This window comes from Rhodoferax bucti (assembly GCF_005876985.1).
Classification (GTDB): Bacteria; Pseudomonadota; Gammaproteobacteria; order Burkholderiales; family Burkholderiaceae_C; genus Allorhodoferax; species Allorhodoferax bucti.
The window spans coordinates 469,599-485,484 of the sequence record NZ_VAHD01000003.1; the positions used below are offsets into that span (position 1 = coordinate 469,599).

The 15,886-nt window shown below is 54.3% G+C and carries 16 protein-coding genes; 9 read left to right on the forward strand and 7 right to left on the reverse strand.

All coding sequences use genetic code 11. The features are described from left to right. The first annotated feature begins 89 nt into the window (after nucleotides 1-89). From FDM28_RS13200 to FDM28_RS13220, 5 genes are all read left to right on the forward strand, one after another. Nucleotides 90-932, forward strand: a complete 843-nt coding sequence (locus tag FDM28_RS13200) for a hypothetical protein (protein ID WP_138515821.1) — start codon at nucleotides 90-92, stop codon at nucleotides 930-932. Nucleotides 933-956: 24 nt separating this feature from the next. Next, nucleotides 957-2,027, forward strand: coding sequence for a hypothetical protein (locus FDM28_RS13205; RefSeq protein ID WP_138515823.1), 1,071 nt, complete (start codon nucleotides 957-959; stop codon nucleotides 2,025-2,027). Between the two features lie 3 nt (nucleotides 2,028-2,030). Continuing rightward, nucleotides 2,031-2,294, forward strand: a complete 264-nt coding sequence (locus tag FDM28_RS13210; protein WP_138515825.1) for a hypothetical protein — start codon at nucleotides 2,031-2,033, stop codon at nucleotides 2,292-2,294. Between the two features lie 35 nt (nucleotides 2,295-2,329). Next, nucleotides 2,330-3,166, forward strand: a complete 837-nt coding sequence (locus FDM28_RS13215) for a hypothetical protein (RefSeq protein WP_138515827.1) — start codon at nucleotides 2,330-2,332, stop codon at nucleotides 3,164-3,166. A gap of 572 nt (nucleotides 3,167-3,738) precedes the next feature. Continuing rightward, nucleotides 3,739-4,716 (forward strand): DUF2971 domain-containing protein, encoded by a 978-nt coding sequence (locus FDM28_RS13220; RefSeq protein ID WP_138515829.1) that lies wholly within the window; start codon nucleotides 3,739-3,741, stop codon nucleotides 4,714-4,716. On the opposite strand, the gene FDM28_RS13225 is transcribed toward FDM28_RS13220, so the two are convergent. Further along, complete coding sequence (locus FDM28_RS13225; RefSeq protein ID WP_138515831.1) at nucleotides 4,717-5,391, reverse strand: hypothetical protein; 675 nt, start codon at nucleotides 5,389-5,391, stop codon at nucleotides 4,717-4,719. Nucleotides 5,392-5,577: 186 nt separating this feature from the next. Next, a complete protein-coding gene (locus tag FDM28_RS13230) occupies nucleotides 5,578-5,952 on the reverse strand; it encodes a hypothetical protein (protein ID WP_138515833.1) in 375 nt (124 codons plus the stop codon). A 369-nt stretch (nucleotides 5,953-6,321) separates the two neighbouring features. Between FDM28_RS13230 and FDM28_RS13235 the strand changes: the two genes are divergently transcribed. Next, on the forward strand, nucleotides 6,322-7,182 hold the full coding sequence (locus FDM28_RS13235; RefSeq protein ID WP_138515836.1) for an ArdC family protein: 861 nt from the start codon (nucleotides 6,322-6,324) through the stop codon (nucleotides 7,180-7,182). A gap of 147 nt (nucleotides 7,183-7,329) precedes the next feature. On the opposite strand, the gene FDM28_RS13240 is transcribed toward FDM28_RS13235, so the two are convergent. The 5 genes from FDM28_RS13240 to cysS all read right to left on the reverse strand — a co-directional run bounded on the left by FDM28_RS13240 (nucleotide 7,330) and on the right by cysS (nucleotide 12,629). Further along, nucleotides 7,330-8,355: a site-specific integrase gene (locus FDM28_RS13240; RefSeq protein ID WP_138515838.1), complete on the reverse strand. Its 1,026-nt coding sequence runs from the start codon at nucleotides 8,353-8,355 to the stop codon at nucleotides 7,330-7,332. Nucleotides 8,356-8,616: 261 nt separating this feature from the next. Beyond that, a complete protein-coding gene (gene tilS, locus FDM28_RS13250; RefSeq protein WP_138515840.1) occupies nucleotides 8,617-9,591 on the reverse strand; it encodes a tRNA lysidine(34) synthetase TilS in 975 nt (324 codons plus the stop codon). A 17-nt stretch (nucleotides 9,592-9,608) separates the two neighbouring features. Beyond that, nucleotides 9,609-10,586 (reverse strand): acetyl-CoA carboxylase carboxyltransferase subunit alpha, encoded by a 978-nt coding sequence (locus FDM28_RS13255; protein ID WP_138515842.1) that lies wholly within the window; start codon nucleotides 10,584-10,586, stop codon nucleotides 9,609-9,611. 13 nt (nucleotides 10,587-10,599) lie between these two features. Further along, nucleotides 10,600-11,253, reverse strand: a complete 654-nt coding sequence (locus tag FDM28_RS13260) for a DNA-3-methyladenine glycosylase family protein (protein WP_138515844.1) — start codon at nucleotides 11,251-11,253, stop codon at nucleotides 10,600-10,602. Further along, entirely contained in the window at nucleotides 11,253-12,629 is a 1,377-nt protein-coding gene (gene cysS, locus FDM28_RS13265) for a cysteine--tRNA ligase (protein ID WP_138515846.1), read from the reverse strand. The genes FDM28_RS13260 and cysS overlap by 1 nt, the downstream gene beginning before the upstream one ends. A 185-nt stretch (nucleotides 12,630-12,814) precedes the next feature. Here cysS and FDM28_RS13270 point away from each other — a divergent pair, with 185 nt between their 5' ends. The 3 genes from FDM28_RS13270 to FDM28_RS13280 are packed head-to-tail and all read left to right on the forward strand — an operon-like array spanning nucleotide 12,815 to nucleotide 15,883. Beyond that, nucleotides 12,815-13,996, forward strand: a complete 1,182-nt coding sequence (locus FDM28_RS13270) for a nuclear transport factor 2 family protein (RefSeq protein ID WP_138515848.1) — start codon at nucleotides 12,815-12,817, stop codon at nucleotides 13,994-13,996. 28 nt (nucleotides 13,997-14,024) lie between these two features. Beyond that, the gene (locus FDM28_RS13275; RefSeq protein WP_138515850.1) at nucleotides 14,025-15,302 is read left to right on the forward strand and encodes a L,D-transpeptidase family protein; all 1,278 of its coding nucleotides are present in this window, start codon (nucleotides 14,025-14,027) and stop codon (nucleotides 15,300-15,302) included. Beyond that, a complete protein-coding gene (locus tag FDM28_RS13280; protein ID WP_138515852.1) occupies nucleotides 15,302-15,883 on the forward strand; it encodes a peptidylprolyl isomerase in 582 nt (193 codons plus the stop codon). Before FDM28_RS13275 ends, FDM28_RS13280 begins: the two co-directional genes overlap by 1 nt. Nucleotides 15,884-15,886 lie beyond the last annotated feature (3 nt).

A 15,886-nucleotide genomic window follows, 5' to 3' on the forward strand; every position in this document is an offset into this window, starting at 1 on the left:
CCAGCATCAAATGTACAAAATTGTACGAGATTGTACAAATGGATTTTTCAATTGTACAAAGTCAAATTTAACGAATTAAGGTGTAAATCATGTCATTCAAAATGAACAAGGTATCTTTTGCTGTTTTGGCGTTTTTAGGGCTCGCGTCGAGTGGCGCGCAAGCGCAGTATCAAAACGACGAACTTGAGATCCAATACCAGCCAGCAACGGATGATCGCCGGCCAGCCGCTGTGTCCTCCGCCACTTCGATCCAAGGCTGCAACGCAGGGCTCATGGTGTTGAGTGGTGTGTACACATGTCGCTCAAACGTTCTGGTTTCTCAAGGAGGGACTGTGCCCGACCCGGTCGTTTACACCAGTTCAAGCGGCGGTGGGCGGACTATTACGGGCTACCTCGGCAGCGATGGCGTGACGATCTACAGCGGACCGAACCAAGAGACAGCTACCGTGCTTGGAACGACTGCCGACATGTCCTACAGCAACACTACAAACGAGAGAGACGCTGTCACTTCTTCTGACACAAGCTCATCTTCCACCAGCAGCAGCGGTTCGTCTCGCGTGGTGTGTACCCACTTTTACTCGAAGGGCGAAATCCAGAAAGATGTGTGGCGTGCGGATTTGGCTTTCACAAAAGCAAATCTGTCTGAAACCACTGTTCGCGGTTATCACTTCTGGGCCGTCCCCTATGTAAGGTTGATGCGCCGCTCGGAACTCGCCGAGAAAATAATGCGTCCAATCGCTCTGCATCGCGCCCAAGAGCTTGCATATCAGATGGGTGTCGTGGACAAGGGCTCCTGGCGCGGCAAGCTTGCGCGTTTGGCGCTTGAGCCGCTGTGCTTTGCCATTGGTACGTGCGTAGGCGCGAGTGACTACATGGCTCTCTGGCAAGACCAGCCGCACGTATTGAAGGCCATCAACGGCCAGACCGCCTAATTACAAACCAATCAGGGAGGACATATGAACCCATTTGCTCAAGCCGCGTTCACTGCAGCAGCCGCGCTCGCCGTGTCTGGTGCTTTATCTCAGACCGTCCCATTCAAAGATATTCAGGACGGTGCCGTGTTTACTGCCGACCGGGTGGACATGGGAACTGGACCGATGGTGCCAATTCCAAAAAGCGCTTGGCGTGTGATGAAGCGCTATGACTTCTTTCACAAGCCGAGCGACAAAAATTTGGTCCACGTCACACTGCTTAACCAGGACAAAAATTCGCCCCTGAAGTTCGTGACTTTTTCGACGACTTCAGAGTCCTATTTCAGCATTCCAAGCCGCGGAATTTGGATGTGCCCGCAGATTCCAGGTACGGTCCCGCAGGCCTACGGAGTGTCGAATTCAAGCTTTTCTTATGCCTGTTCCCATCTCCGGTCATATTCCAATTTCAATGCCTTCTTGACCGGCATTGAAAGGACGAATGTCAAAGACGACCTAGACACATTTGGACATCTGAACGGCATGGTCCGCCCTTATCTGGCCGACAAGGCTGCGATGAACTCCCTCGGCGAGACACCTATCGTCTGGCAAATGGACGTCATCCGCCGATCAAACCGCCAAATTCGATATACGGCCGGGGTCTCCATGCCACGGGCTGTCCTTTCCCAGAGCGCAGCAGACACCGATTTGGCTGCCTTGAGCGATTGGTTTCAAGCCTTTGGCAAAGAAGCACTGAATGCCGTTGAAGGGTCAGATTTCGCAGCCAAGCGCTTTGACGTAGCGCTGTCGTCAAGCACTGAAAACGTTCCAGCAGTGGCACCCACTATTGCGTTAGATGACGTTGAAGCACTGCCGACGACTAACCTGCAGTTTAAGCAGGACTACAGGAAGTTTTTGGAGAGCAAACCAGCGGAAAACCGGGCTTTTTACATCAACGGAAAGGGGACAGCATGGGGCTCAGCAGCCGGCACGTGGCCATATAACGAGATGTGGGCAAAGACGAATGTGTACAACGCAGGGCGAGGCAAGCAGTCTGAATCTTTTGCTTATTCAATCAATGATCGGGTGGTGTGGGATCCTGCTAACGTAGGCAAGTAGGAGATGACCTATGCGAACATAGGCAGCATAGATCTGACAGTGTTAAATTTCAACATGAGCGAAAGTGGTGTGTCAATGAAAGCATCTGTAGCTGCGATAGCAATTGCGCTTTTGATAAGTGGTTGTCAGAAGAATAGTTATGAAAGCTGCATTGATTTTCAAAGTGCAGCCGCAAAACGTGAATACTTGGCGCGTCCAGGAATGTTCAAAAGTGAGCAATCTGCAATCGACTCGTATGTTTCAATCTACTGTGCTGGCGTGAAGTAGAAAAAGAAAAGATCAAAGCGAAACAAGGGAGGATTATGAAAAAACAAACTACTACTTGCGTCTTGTGTGCAGTGCTCTCTGTGTCTGCATTTGCGCAGCAAGGCAGCTTTGTGAATCTTGGTACTTTTGGTGACACCACAACTTATCTGGCAACCGGTGCGAATGCGAGCCGCGTTGGTGGAGGGGTACTAACTTATGTCCACCAATTGAGCGGAGGCTTCTCTACTTCAGTACAAGTTTTGGCAATGTGTGACGGATCGCAGCTATCTGACACAGTCCGCGTCGCTTATGTCAAAGAGGGAAACTCGATCGCTGAGCTGGAACAACGGGCGAAAGCACAGGCGAGTACCTATCCTTTGTACAGAACAGCGCTATCTGACTGGAAGCAAAGCGAGTTCGATTTCGCTCCCGCATTGAAATTTCACATCAAAAATCTTTGCAAATCTGCTTCTTTAGAACCCAAAAATGTCGCTGTACCAATAGGAAATTATGAGGAAAAGCAAGGCGAGCCTGGTGGTGTCGTTGCATTCCTAACAGGTACTGCAGTTCGCCGAGATCAATCAGTTGAAATTTGGTTGCGTACCAATTACTACACGCAGGAAACTTTGCTGGTCAACGGTGAACCGGTATTGAGCAATGGCGTGGCACGTAAGCATCGAGTAGAAACTGGTGCTTATGAGTTGCGCAGAACTGCATTCAATTGTGTGACACGGCAGTTGGGCAGTCATCAAGTTATCGAATATGACAAAGCCGGTTCAGTGATCGATCAAACGTCTATCCCAAGAGAAAAAGTAAAGCTTTTGGACGTTGTGCCAGAAACAGTAGGCGAGGCGCAACTAGATACGATTTGCACGATTTACGGTGGGAAATGAAAGATTAGTGTGCCACACAGTCCAAAAAGCTTTTTGGAGCAGCTAAATCGAGCGGAGCGCTATCTAACAAGGCTTCACTACGCATACGAAGGTATCCACGCACATTCGGCTACGTTTTCACTTGACCAGCCGAAAGACGATTGCATTTCATTCTTCATGCATTGCTATCACATTAAAGATTGGTTGATTGAATGTCATTGGGATAAGGTTCAGACAGAGGCATTTATAAATGATAACGAAGCTTTGCGTGTTTGCGCTGATGTTTGCAATGGAGCAAAGCATTGCAGGATAAATGGGAAGCTACGCAGTGGATCGCATCAAAAAATTGATCAAGCCACTTTAGCGTCCTCTACCTGGACGACGGGCTCAGGTGGAGTTGAGGTTCACAAATGCACTTTTTCAATAGTCTCTGGTAACTTTAGCCGAGATGCATTGGAGTTAGCTATTGAGTGCATGGTTTTGTGGAAATCCTATGTTGCCAATGGATTAAGCGCGAGAACGGCGTCAACGGCGGCCACGCAGGTTCATTAATCGCCAACCTACTTTGATCTTCAGACTTTAAGGGATGGCGCATGACTGAATCAGATAAAAATTCTGCCGAACGCGATTTGGATAGATTGATGGAAATTTTTTTTCCAAATGAGCAAACTAGGCGTCAGGAGGTAATTGCAACCAAAACAAAAATGGTGCACTACACATCCTCAGAAGTGGCGGTTTCGATCATTCGAGGAAAAGAAATTTGGATGCGAAATTCAAGCCTGATGAATGACTGGTCAGAAATCAACCATGGGTTGGATTGCCTGGCTGCCGCGTATAACCAAAATCACTTAACAAATAACTTTAGTAGCGCTCTGGATGCAATTCGTCCAGGCCTAAGGCAAAGGGTGGAAAGTCATTTCAATTCAGTCCAAGATGACTTGAAAAGTGACACTTACTTGACTTGTGTATCTCAGCATCTTGAATCCGAAAATTCGAACGGGCGACTTTCGATGTGGAGAGCTTACGGTGGACAAAACGGTGTTGCCCTTGTTTTTAATTCGGACATATTTGGCTTAAAGTCCGATGTGCTGAAAGCGTATTCAAGTCCAGTTGTGTACGGTACCGAAAATGAGTTGGCCCAAATTTTATTGGATGTAACTACCGGCGTTATGTCTAATCTAGATTGGCTTCGTTCGATTGATGAGCAATTGATTTACAACTGCGTTTTTCAGATGTGGCGGTTTGCGGCACTTTGTACCAAGCACCCCGGTTTTGAAGAGGAGCGAGAGTGGCGAATCGTGTATTCCCCGAAGGTATCAAGTTCGGAAAAAATGCAGAGGTCAGTTGAGGTTGTTCGCGGAATTCCTCAAATCGTGTACAAACTTCCACTTAAGGACTTCCCAGATGAGGGCCACATTGGTGCTCAGTTGCCGCAGCTCCTCGATCGAGTGATTATTGGCCCCACAAGCCATCCTGTCGCCGCGTATCGTGCGTTTGTTGACCTGTTGACGGAAGCTGGAGTCGATAACGCTCACCAAAAGGTGTTCACTTCGGGAATACCCCTCAGATAGTTAGACTGCAACTCGTGTCATGAATTCGATGACGCCACGCATGAAAATGCGGACTTGTTCGCTCGTGAAACGGTCATAGTGGCCGTGCGCAGCGTCATTTCGCAAACCCAACCAAGCAGTAACCTGTTTTGAGTCTAGAGCGGAGTACACGCTGCTGCGCGCTAGTTCAGCATTCAGTCGGTCGGCTTTTCGTGGAACCTGCTTGTCATCTTTTAGGTCGATGACTTGAACTTCGTGACGCAAACAAAGCTGTCGCAGATGCTCTTCCAAAACTGAGCCGATCATGACTGCAGCGGCATCTTTGTATCCCTGCTCCAGCAGATGTTCAGACTGATCTAAAAAATCAGAGAACAACTCCGCAGCAACTAGACCTTTCATATCAAAGAGCCATCCACCACTAAGCTCGGATCGAATTGCGAGGAGGATGGCCATAGCCCGTTCTAAATCACTCAGGAAATGACTATCTGTTTTTGCAGTGAATTGCGCGAAGTGCGTGTGCTCCTTACCGTAAACACGCTCAATGAAAGAGAGACAAGCTGTCCGCAATCCCGACATAGGAGCGTCCTGAACATACTTCACCGGAAATCGTTCGCCGTCGCTATATTGGCTTTTTTGCACCTCTTGGGCCATAGCGATGAGCTCATCAATGCGCTTTATAAGATCAGAGAGTTTCATCGGTTTGATAGGTTGAGTTCGCAGGGAGGGAGTATTTTGGTAATGTACGGGACGGTGGCCTTAGCCCATTGCAGTCAGCGGCTGGAGAACGGTCTGTAGAAGCAACTGAATCCGGAGCACGAACATTCATCCAAGGGCGTAGACGTCCCATTCTTCAAATCGCGAGACAGTGAACACTTCAGCTTTTTAAGGTGTTGTTGAGACCTGAGCTGCCTCAATCACAACCACTCTCAGCTGTGCCACGCTCAAGCGTGTGATACCGGCTTGATTCGAAACTGCTAGAGAAATTTGGTGCGCTTTTATCAAAGCGTCGCGCTCATTTTCACTTGCGCATTCCGCTGCAAACAGCGCCTGCTTTCCGCTCATGAACTGAAAAGCCGTAACGATCGTCCAGTTGCTACCCAATCCCGTTTTCAGATCCTGCAAGGCGGAGTCCAGGTCGCCAACTGGATCAATCAGTGCGAGCACTACACCGCCACACAAGCGCGCTTTGTTGACAGCCATAGGGGCAGCCCGGCGCATCTGATTGAGCTTGCTTTGCATCGAAGGTGAAATTGTCATGTGCGGTGCAGTGATCCATGAAGGTTCGTGGCACCGTCATTATCTTGACGTTTTACGCGTCAAACGTCGGAATCCTGACACTTCGTGCGTCGCCCAGTGAAAAACTATCGCGCCAGTCGCTGCGCTTTTGTGTCACGCCAGTTTCGGTGCTGGCCTCCTAAGACCGAACACCCAAAACGTACCACTAGCCCGACGCCCCCACCAAACGCCCGATCAGTTATGCCGGGGATTTGGTGGGGGCGATGAAGACAACGGGCTAGAAAGTCCGATTTTTAACGCCCAAATGCACCCTCCCGTCCCAGAGGGAGCGCCAGGTCAGAGCGAGAGGGCAACAGATCGAAGCCCTCGAAACCAACTCAAGGGCTCACCATGTGCATTCGCGAAACCATCACAAATAAGATCATCAACATTCTTGAAGCTGGCACAGCCAAGGGCGGCAAACGCTGGACTAATCAAGCCGTGGGAGGCCTCCCACGCAACGCTAAGACGGGAGAGGCGTATCGCGGAATCAATGTTCTGTTGCTGTGGGCGCAAGCGGCGGAGAAGTCATTCAGCTCCAATCTCTGGCTCACCTACAAACAGGCCGAAGCCATGGGCGCACAGGTGCGCAAGCGGGAGAAATCCACCATGGGCGTGTACTTTCAGAAAGTGGAGCGCCAGGCAGAAGACGATGCAGAAGATGCAAAGTTTTATCCCATGGCCAAGGCTTTCTTCCTGTTCAACGTGGCACAGATCGACGGCCTACCCTCAGAACTGACCACCCCCGCACAGGCTAAAGAGTTCAGCGCAATCGAGGAAGCCGAGCAGATCATTCTGCAAACCGGCGCAAAGATCCGCCACGGCTTTGATGGTGCTTTCTACGTGCCCAGTAAAGATGAGGTGTGCATGCCGCACCGCGAACGATTCACTAATGAGGCCAGCTACTACGCAACCACTCTGCACGAACTGGCCCACTGGACCGGCCATGAAGATCGCCTGGCGCGCACCTTCGGTAAGCGCTTTGGCGACGACGCCTACGCCATGGAAGAACTAACGGCCGAGCTGTCAGCAGCTTTCACCATGGGTCACTTGGGCATGGTGGAAGGCACCATCGAGGGCCATGCAAGCTACCTGGAGGGCTGGCTGAAATGCCTCAAGGCAGACAAACAGGCGATCTTTACGGTTGCCAGCGCAGCAGCTAAGGCAACGGACTGGGTATTGGGCGGCGCAGCCGCTGCCCCTCTTCACTGAAGACAGACCGGGGACCCGTGCAGCGCCCCTCGTGGGCGCGCCCGCAGGGCACGGGGCGGGGGGAAGGTGCCAGCGGCACCGATGGGCGAGCGCAGCGGCCCCATGATGACCGTTTGACTGCCCGAACCTACCCGTTTAAATAGGTTTTCACCCGAGCTTTGCGGCCAACTGCGATGCGTGCAGTTGGACATACATCTGAACCAGGCGCAAGGTTTTGTGTCCGCTGATCGCGCTCAGTTCCAGCACACTTAAATCGCCGCGTTCAGCGAGCCGCGAAAGGCTTTCATGCCTCAGATCATGCCAGCGGAAGTCTTTGAGATTGGCTCTGCTACAGGCGGTTTTAAATGCGCTGTGCAGCGTTTGTTTTTCGACAGGGATCACGCGCCCTTTGATGTCCTTCGGTAGTGCAGCCAGAACCGCAATCGCGCGGCTAGAAAGTGGCACGGCCCTCGATGAACCATTTTTTGTAAGGGCTAAATAGGCCACCCGTTTCTCTGTGTCTACGTTTGCCCAAGCAAGAGATAACAGCTCCCCTTGACGCATGGCCGTCTCAATAGCCAGCTGCACAGCAGGCCGAAGCCACGTATTCAGCGACTTACCACAGGCCTCTAGAAGCGCATTGGCCTCCTCTGCCGTCAGCCGGCGCTCTCGCGGTGGAGAAGAGACAGGTTTGCGCACGTTTTTGACAGGATTACCCATGGGAATACGGATTCGCATTTCCTTGCCGGCAACATCCAGCACCTTAGACAGCATGTCAATTTCAGTCTTAACGGTGGCCGGAGAAATGCGGGGGGCAGCTTTCGCATCTTTGTAGCGTGGGTCCGGATCCTTAAGACGCTCATCTCGATACCAGGAGACACGCTCCGGCGTCAAGGCTGCCAACGAGTATTCACCCAACCGCGTTTCCAGCCGGTCTAGCTTGTGCTCCCATGCGTTCCCTCGGTAATGGTGTGGGGCAATGTCGGTGCGGAAATTCGTGATGACGTCCTTGAGCAAAGTTCGCTCTGCAGGAGCTGCAGAGACAAAAGCACCTCGATCCATTTCCGCCTCAACACTGCGCGCCCACGCTTCGGCCTCAGACTTTTTTGCAAACGTCTTGCTCTGACTTGGCCAGCCTTTGCGTCTTACTCGGGCTTGCCAGTAGCCGCTTTCACGTGGAAAAAAGTTCGCCATTGCTCAAGATCCTGATTTTCAGTGAGTGGCACCGTTTTGGCACCGAAACTCAAAAAATCATACATCAAATGCCTTGAAAGCCGCATGAAATAACGTTTCTCGGTGAAAAAATTGCTCCCCTGCTAAGGGAGTATGGGGTGTAGAGCCTCATCGAGGGTTCGAATCCCTCCGTTTCCGCCAAGTCAGAGCCTCAAGCAGTCCGCTGCTTGAGGCTTTTTCTTTGCTCAATGGCATTTGACTGCGTGTATTCCTACCAATCAGTCAGCCTGGTGACCGGAGTGGAAACCATTCCAGCACCAATCCACGCCGCTCCACAAAGCCTTCCCCTACTTTGATATGGATGTGGTGCCCCCGGGTGGTACAGGCCTGCACTTGGCGGCGTAGCTCCTGCAGTTGTGCGGCATTGGGAATCACCTGGTAAGACCGCTTGAGCCACCAGCGCAGAACACCCGACTGGCGCGCAGGAGAAAGGATTTGCACGGCCTTGATAAGCGGCAAATCGGTAGGTGCATGCACTACCGCCGCCCAATCCTCCATGGCCACCTCTTCCAGTAAAGACTGCGCTTCCGCTGCATGCCGGGCACTGCGGGCAAACGTATCGCGAAACTGGGGAAACACCCTATCAAGTGCCGGCAACAACTCCGCACGAATGTGATTGCGGGTGTAGCGCGTGTCGCTATTGCTCGGGTCGTCGACAAAGGCTTCGCCTTGCGCGGCCAGCCATGTACGCAACACACTGCCTGCCACCTGCAGCAAGGGGCGATGGAAATCAATCCCCGCCCGTTGCCACTGCTGCGGCATGCCACTGAGGCCGGCTAAACCCGCCCCCCGACTCAGAGCCAACAATACAGTTTCCACTTGGTCATCCGCATGCTGGGCAATTGCTATGGATTTGATAGCTACTCCCGCACATTCCACGAGCGCCAGAGCATCAAAAGCCTTGTAACGCGCAATGCGGGCAGCATCCTCGGGACTTTGGCCTGGCTGCGCTTGAGCAGCGACCCGGGCAATGTGCAACGGAATATGCCACCGCGCGCAAGTATTTACACAATGCGCCTCAAACTCGGCTGCTACAGCTTGCAAGCCGTGGTTGACATGCAGCGCGACCACCTGCCCCGGCCACTTGCGGGCACAGGCCAGGAGCAAGGCGCTGGAGTCTGCCCCCCCGCTGTAGGCGACCCCCAAAGGCAAAGCGGGCTCAAAGGCCCGCATTGCTTGGTCAAACCGCTGTGTCATGCGGCATGGTTTGGCATTTACTTGCCTGCTGTCTTGGTGTCGGTAAACCGGCCATAGCTTTGCAGGCGCTCGTAGCGGCGATCCAGCAGCTCTTTGACCTTGAGGTCGCTGATCTGGCGGTAAGCATCCGACAAGGCACGCTTCAAAAAGGCAGCGGCCTGTTTGGTATCGCGGTGAGCACCGCCCACGGGCTCGTTGACGATCTTGTCGACCAAGCCCAAGGCTTTGAGGCGGTGGGCGGTGATGCCGAGCGCATCAGCGGCCTCTTGGGCTTTTTCAGACGTCTTCCACAAAATGGAAGCACAGCCTTCGGGGCTGATCACCGAGTACACCGAGTACTGCAGCATGATGACCTGGTCCGCCACCGAAATGGCCAACGCACCGCCCGAACCACCTTCGCCGATGATGGTGGTGATGATGGGCACTTCCAGCTGCGCCATCTCGAAAATGTTGCGTCCGATGGCTTCGGACTGGCCGCGCTCTTCCGCATCAATGCCGGGGTAAGCGCCGGGGGTGTCCACAAACGTGAACACAGGCAGCTTGAATTTCTCGGCCAGCTTCATCAAACGCAAAGCCTTGCGGTAGCCCTCGGGCTTGCTCATGCCGAAGTTGCGCAGTCCACGCTCCTTGGTGTCGCGCCCTTTTTGCTGGCCCACCACCATGCAGGGGGTACCGTTGAAGCGGGCCAAGCCGCCCACAATGCTCAGGTCATCGGCGAAATGGCGGTCGCCATGCAACTCCACGAAATGCGTGAAGATTTCGTTCACGTAGTCCAGCGTGTAAGGACGCTCGGCGTGACGGGCGATTTTGGTGATCTGCCACGGGGTCAAATCACTGTAGATGTCTTTGGTGAGTTGCTGGCTTTTTTTGCTCAGCTGGTCAATTTCGGCAGAAATATCCACCGCAGACTCGTTTTGCACGTAGCGCAATTCTTCAATCTTGCCTTCGAGCTCCGCAATGGGCTGCTCGAAATCGAGGAAAGTCTTTTTTGCCAACGTTTTTCTCCTACTAATACGCGACCGGTAGCGGGTCGAGAGACCGCCAAATATACCAAGTCGCCACACTGCAATATGGCGCCCAGGCGGCAGCGACTTCGCGCGCGTCGCTGCGGCTCACCACATCGCCTGAAAAATAGTTCTGGCTGATGCCATTGATCAGACCCACATCATCCAGCGGCAACACATTGGGACGCATCAAATGAAAGATCAAAAACATCTCAGCCGTCCATCGACCGATTCCACGAATGGAGACCAGCTCGGCAATGATTTCCTCATCGCCCATGCTGTCCCAGTCCTTGACGTGCAGGGTGCCATTGTCGAAATGCAGGGCCAAATCGACCACGTACTCTACTTTGCGCACGCTGAGCCCGGCAGCCCGCATGTCGTCCACCTTGAGCTTGAGCACGTTGGCGGGGCTAATTTTTTTGGGCAGGAGCGCAAAGCGGTCCCACACCGTTTGGGCAGCTTTGACCGAAATTTGCTGACCAATGATGCTGCGCGCCAGTGTCACAAATGCATCGCCGCGGGTTTGCAGACAGGCGTCGCCAAACTGGGGGATGAGCCGCTTCATCACCCGGTCTTTTTTCATCAAATGTTTGCAGGCCTCGTCCCAGAAGTCGGGCGTAGTCACCTGGGCGGTAGCCGTTGGAGTTGCAACGACCATTACTGCGCTGCCTCCCAGGTCGTTCCTGCGGCAGAGTCCTTGAGCACAACGCCTTGCGCCAGCAGCTCTTGGCGAATGGCGTCAGCCTTCGCAAAGTCTTTGGCGGCTTTGGCGGCGGCCCGGTCCGCAATGCGCTGCTGGATGGTGGACTCGTCCAACACCGCACCCGACTGCAAATAGGCCCGGGGATCGGATTGCAAAATCCCCAAACAAGCACCCAAGGCCTTGAGCAAACCGGCAGTTTCTGGTGATTTGGTGCGGTTGACCTCGCCTGCCAAGTCGAACAACACGGCAATCGCCTCGGGGGTACCGAAGTCCTCGTCCATCGCGGCTTTGAAGCGAGCAGCAAACGGATTGCTCCAGTCGACCGTGACCTCTGCTGCGGGCACTTGGCCCAGCGCGGTGTACAAACGTTTCAAGGCTTGGCGGGCGTCATCCAGATGCGCATCGCTGTAATTCAGCGCGCTGCGGTAGTGGGCCCGCACGATGAAGAAGCGCACAGTCTCTGCGTCATATTGCTTTAGCACATCGCGGATGGTGAAAAAATTGCCGAGCGACTTGCTCATTTTTTCGTTGTCGACCCGCACAAAACCGTTGTGCATCCAGACATTCGCCAAGGCTTGCCCGTGGGCGCCTTCGCTCTGGGCAATTTCGTTTTCATGGTGGGGGAATTGCAAATCTGCACCACCGCCATGGATGTCAAACGTGGTGCCCAGGGTGGCGCAACTCATAGCCGAACACTCAATGTGCCAGCCCGGGCGACCCGTGCCAAAAACGCTATCCCACTTAGCCTCAGGCGGCTCATCGGCTTTGGCAGATTTCCAGAGCACAAAGTCCAGCGGATCTTCTTTGCCATCCAATACGGCCACACGCTCGCCAGCACGCAACTCGTCCAACGACTTGCCCGACAGCTTGCCATAGCCCTGGAACTTGCGCACCGAGTAATTCACATCGCCATTACTGGCGCGGTAGGCCAGGCCTTTGTTTTCCAACTCACCAATCAGCGAAAGCATCTGGGGCACGTACTCGGTAGCGCGTGGCTCCACCGAAGGCGGCTCAATCTGCAAAGCACCAATATCGGTGTGCATGGCGGCAATCATCTCGTCGGTCAGCTGACGGATAGTGATGCCCCGCTCCAGCGCACGCTTGATGATCTTGTCGTCAATATCAGTAATGTTGCGCACATAGGTCACCTGCAGACCACTGGCCTTCAACCACCGCTGCACCACGTCAAACGCCATCATCATGCGGGCGTGACCGATATGGCACAGGTCATAAATCGTCATGCCGCAGACGTACATCCGCACATGGCCGGGCTCCATCGGGGTAAAGGGCTGCAACGAACGCGTCAGCGTGTTGAAAATGCGCAAACTCATGGGTATCAAAAACCTGAACACAAAAACAGCGAGCCCGCTACAACACCAAGGGTCGCATAGGGGGCTCGCTAGGAATCCAAACGGGGATTTGCCTCGGGGTGACACGCAAACCCCTCAGCTACAATGCAACGCAGTATAAAGCCCCACGCCGAGGGCTTCTTCCAGCGCACGATTTCAAAGGCAATATGAAGCACGCCCCCTCCAAGCTTTTCACCGCAATCCGTTGGATCGCATTGGCTGCCACCCTCTCTTTTGGCGTCGCACACGCCGACGATTACTCCGACGTGGCACAACTGGTCCGCAATGGAAAGTTGCCGGAAGCCATGACCAAGGTGGACCAGTTTTTGGCCGCCAAGCCACGGGATCCCCAAATGCGCTTCCTCAAAGGCGTCATCCAGCGTGACTCCGGCAAGACGACCGACGCGATTGCCACCTTCACCCGCCTGACCGAAGACTACCCCGAGCTGCCTGAGCCCTACAACAACTTGGCCGTGTTGTACGCAGGACAAAGCCAATATGACAAGGCGCGCACCGCATTGGAAATGGCTATCCGCACCAACCCCAGCTACACCACGGCCCATGAAAACCTGGGTGACGTCTACGCCAAACTCGCTAGCCAAGCCTACGGCAAAGCACTGCAACTGGACGGCGCCAATGCTGGCGTCGCCCCCAAGCTCGCGCTGATTCGCGAGCTCTTTAATCCTGCGACCGCCAAAGGCCAGCGCCCTACTGCCACACTGCCCGCAGTGAACACGCCCCCTGCAAACGCAGCGCCCAGCACAACAGCCCCGGCCGCACCGCCCACCAAGCCCGCCCCGACTCTGGCAGAAACTCCTGTGGCCAAAGCGCCGCCCACCCTGCCCGCTGCACCGGCTACCAAGCCAGCGGCAACACCTGCGCCAGCGCCTGCAGCGGCTACTCCCGCTCCTACAGCAACGCCCGCTCCCGTAGTGGCGGCTGCAGCTACACCCGCAGCACCTGCACCCGCGCCGGCCAAACCCTCGGCACCGGCAGAGGCCCCCAACCATGCCAACAAAGACGTAGAAGCGGCAGTGCGCAACTGGGCCAAAGCCTGGGCGGCACGTGATGTCAAAGGCTATCTGGCCGCCTACGGCAGAGACTTCGCCACCCCATCCGGCACCAGCCGCTCAGCCTGGGAAGAAGAACGCCGCCAACGGATTACCAGCAAATCCAAGATCAGCGTGAAATTGGAAAACCTGAGTGTGAGCGTCAACGGCAACAAGGCGACTGCCAAGTTCCGCCAAGACTACAAAGCCAACGAATTGGCCGTTTCCAGCCGCAAGGCATTGGATTTGGTCAAGTCCGGCGATCGCTGGGTCATCATTCGTGAAACGGTAGTGAACTAAAACGTTGTAGTTGACACTCAACGTCGATATGACTAGCTCCACACACGCGCAGTGCCACACGCTGCTGCGCGGCTTCACTGCCATCGCCATCAGCCTCATGCTCGTTGGCGGCCCCGTCTTTGCCAAAAGCCGGGACGACAAACGCGACGCCAAGGCGAGCGTGGCATCCAAGCCCACACTTCCGGCCACCCAGAGCAAAGAGGGGGTTGCCGAAGCACGCTTGATCGAGATTTACAACCTGATCGGTCAAGGCGCCAACCGTGAGGCCTTCATCAAGGCAGAGAAACTCGCGGAGGAGCTGCCGCACTTCCAGCTTGCACAGCTGGTTTATGGTGATTTGCTGGTTGCGCGCACCCGCCCCTTGAATACCTTGGGCGATGTCCCCAGCACCATGGCCCAAGAAGCGCCCGGTCCGCTGAAGGAACTGCGAGAAGAATCGCTGCGGCGTGTCAAGGCACTCAAAGAGCGGCCGGCGCCAGGCACCATTCCCTCCCAGTTTTTGCAATTGGCACCATCCACCCGCCATGCGATTGCAGTGGATGCCTCTCGCTCACGCCTGTATTTGTTTGAGAACACGGCAACCGGCTTGCAACTGGTGGCGGACTACTACATCTCGGTAGGTAAAGCGGGCACCTTGAAGTCGGTGGAGGGTGACCAACGCACGCCTTTGGGGGTGTACTACATCACCAGCAACTTGGACCGCAAATCTCTCAAGGACTTTTACGGCTCGGGCGCCCTACCCATCAGCTACCCCAACGTGCTCGATGCCAAGCGCGGCAAGACCGGCGGCGGCATCTGGTTGCATGGCACGCCCCCGACCCAGTTCTCGCGCCCGCCTTTGGCTACCGACGGCTGCGTCGTGTTGGCCAACCCCGATCTGGACCACATCATCCGGACGGTAGAGGTGCGGGCTACACCGGTCGTAATTGCTGCGCAGTTGCAATGGGTGGCGCCCAACAATACCAAGACGGTCGCCCGTGGCTTTGAAGATGCGCTGTTCGCCTGGCGCAATGCCAAAACAGCGGGCGACGTCAACCAAGTGTTGTCGTTTTACACCCCGGACTTCAATAGCAACGGCAAAAACTTGAGTCAATGGACGCCGTTGTTGCGCGGTGAAATGGACAAAACCCAAGGCAAGACCATCCAGCTCAAAGACACCTCTTATTTGCACTGGGTGGATAACGCGGAAACCATGGTCACCACCTTCGGGGAAGTGGCAGAAGGCTCCCGCATCGGCTGGACCAAGCGTCAATACTGGATTCGCCAAAACGGCCAATGGAAGATTTTTTACGAAGGAGTCCTTTGATGAAGTTCGCACGACGACACTGGCTTCTGGCCACCCTGGCACTGGGTATTTCTACCCTTTTCGCCACGGCCCATGCCGAGAGCAATACCCCGAAAGTGCTATTTCAAACCGCTGCAGGCAACTTCACGGTCGAGCTTTACCCGGAAAAAGCGCCTAAAACGGTAGAAAACTTTTTGCAGTACGTGAAAGACAAGCACTACAACGGCACGATTTTTCACCGCGTCATTCCCAACTTTATGGTGCAAGGCGGCGGATTCAGCCCCGAGATGCAGCAAAAGGCTACGCGCCCCCCCGTGCCCCTAGAAGTAAACAGCAAATTAAAAAATAACCGAGGCACGATTGCTATGGCTCGTACCTCGGACCCTAACAGTGCAACTGCGCAGTTCTTCATAAATGTGGTGGACAACCAAAATTTGAATGCACCACGCCCAGATGGTTACGGCTACGCTGTATTCGGCGAGGTTATTCAAGGAATGGACGTTGTCGACAAAATCCGCAGTACACCCACAACCAATTCGGGCATGTATCAAGATGTGCCCCGTACCCCCATCGTCATCAACTCGGCCACTTTGGCCCCTTAAATC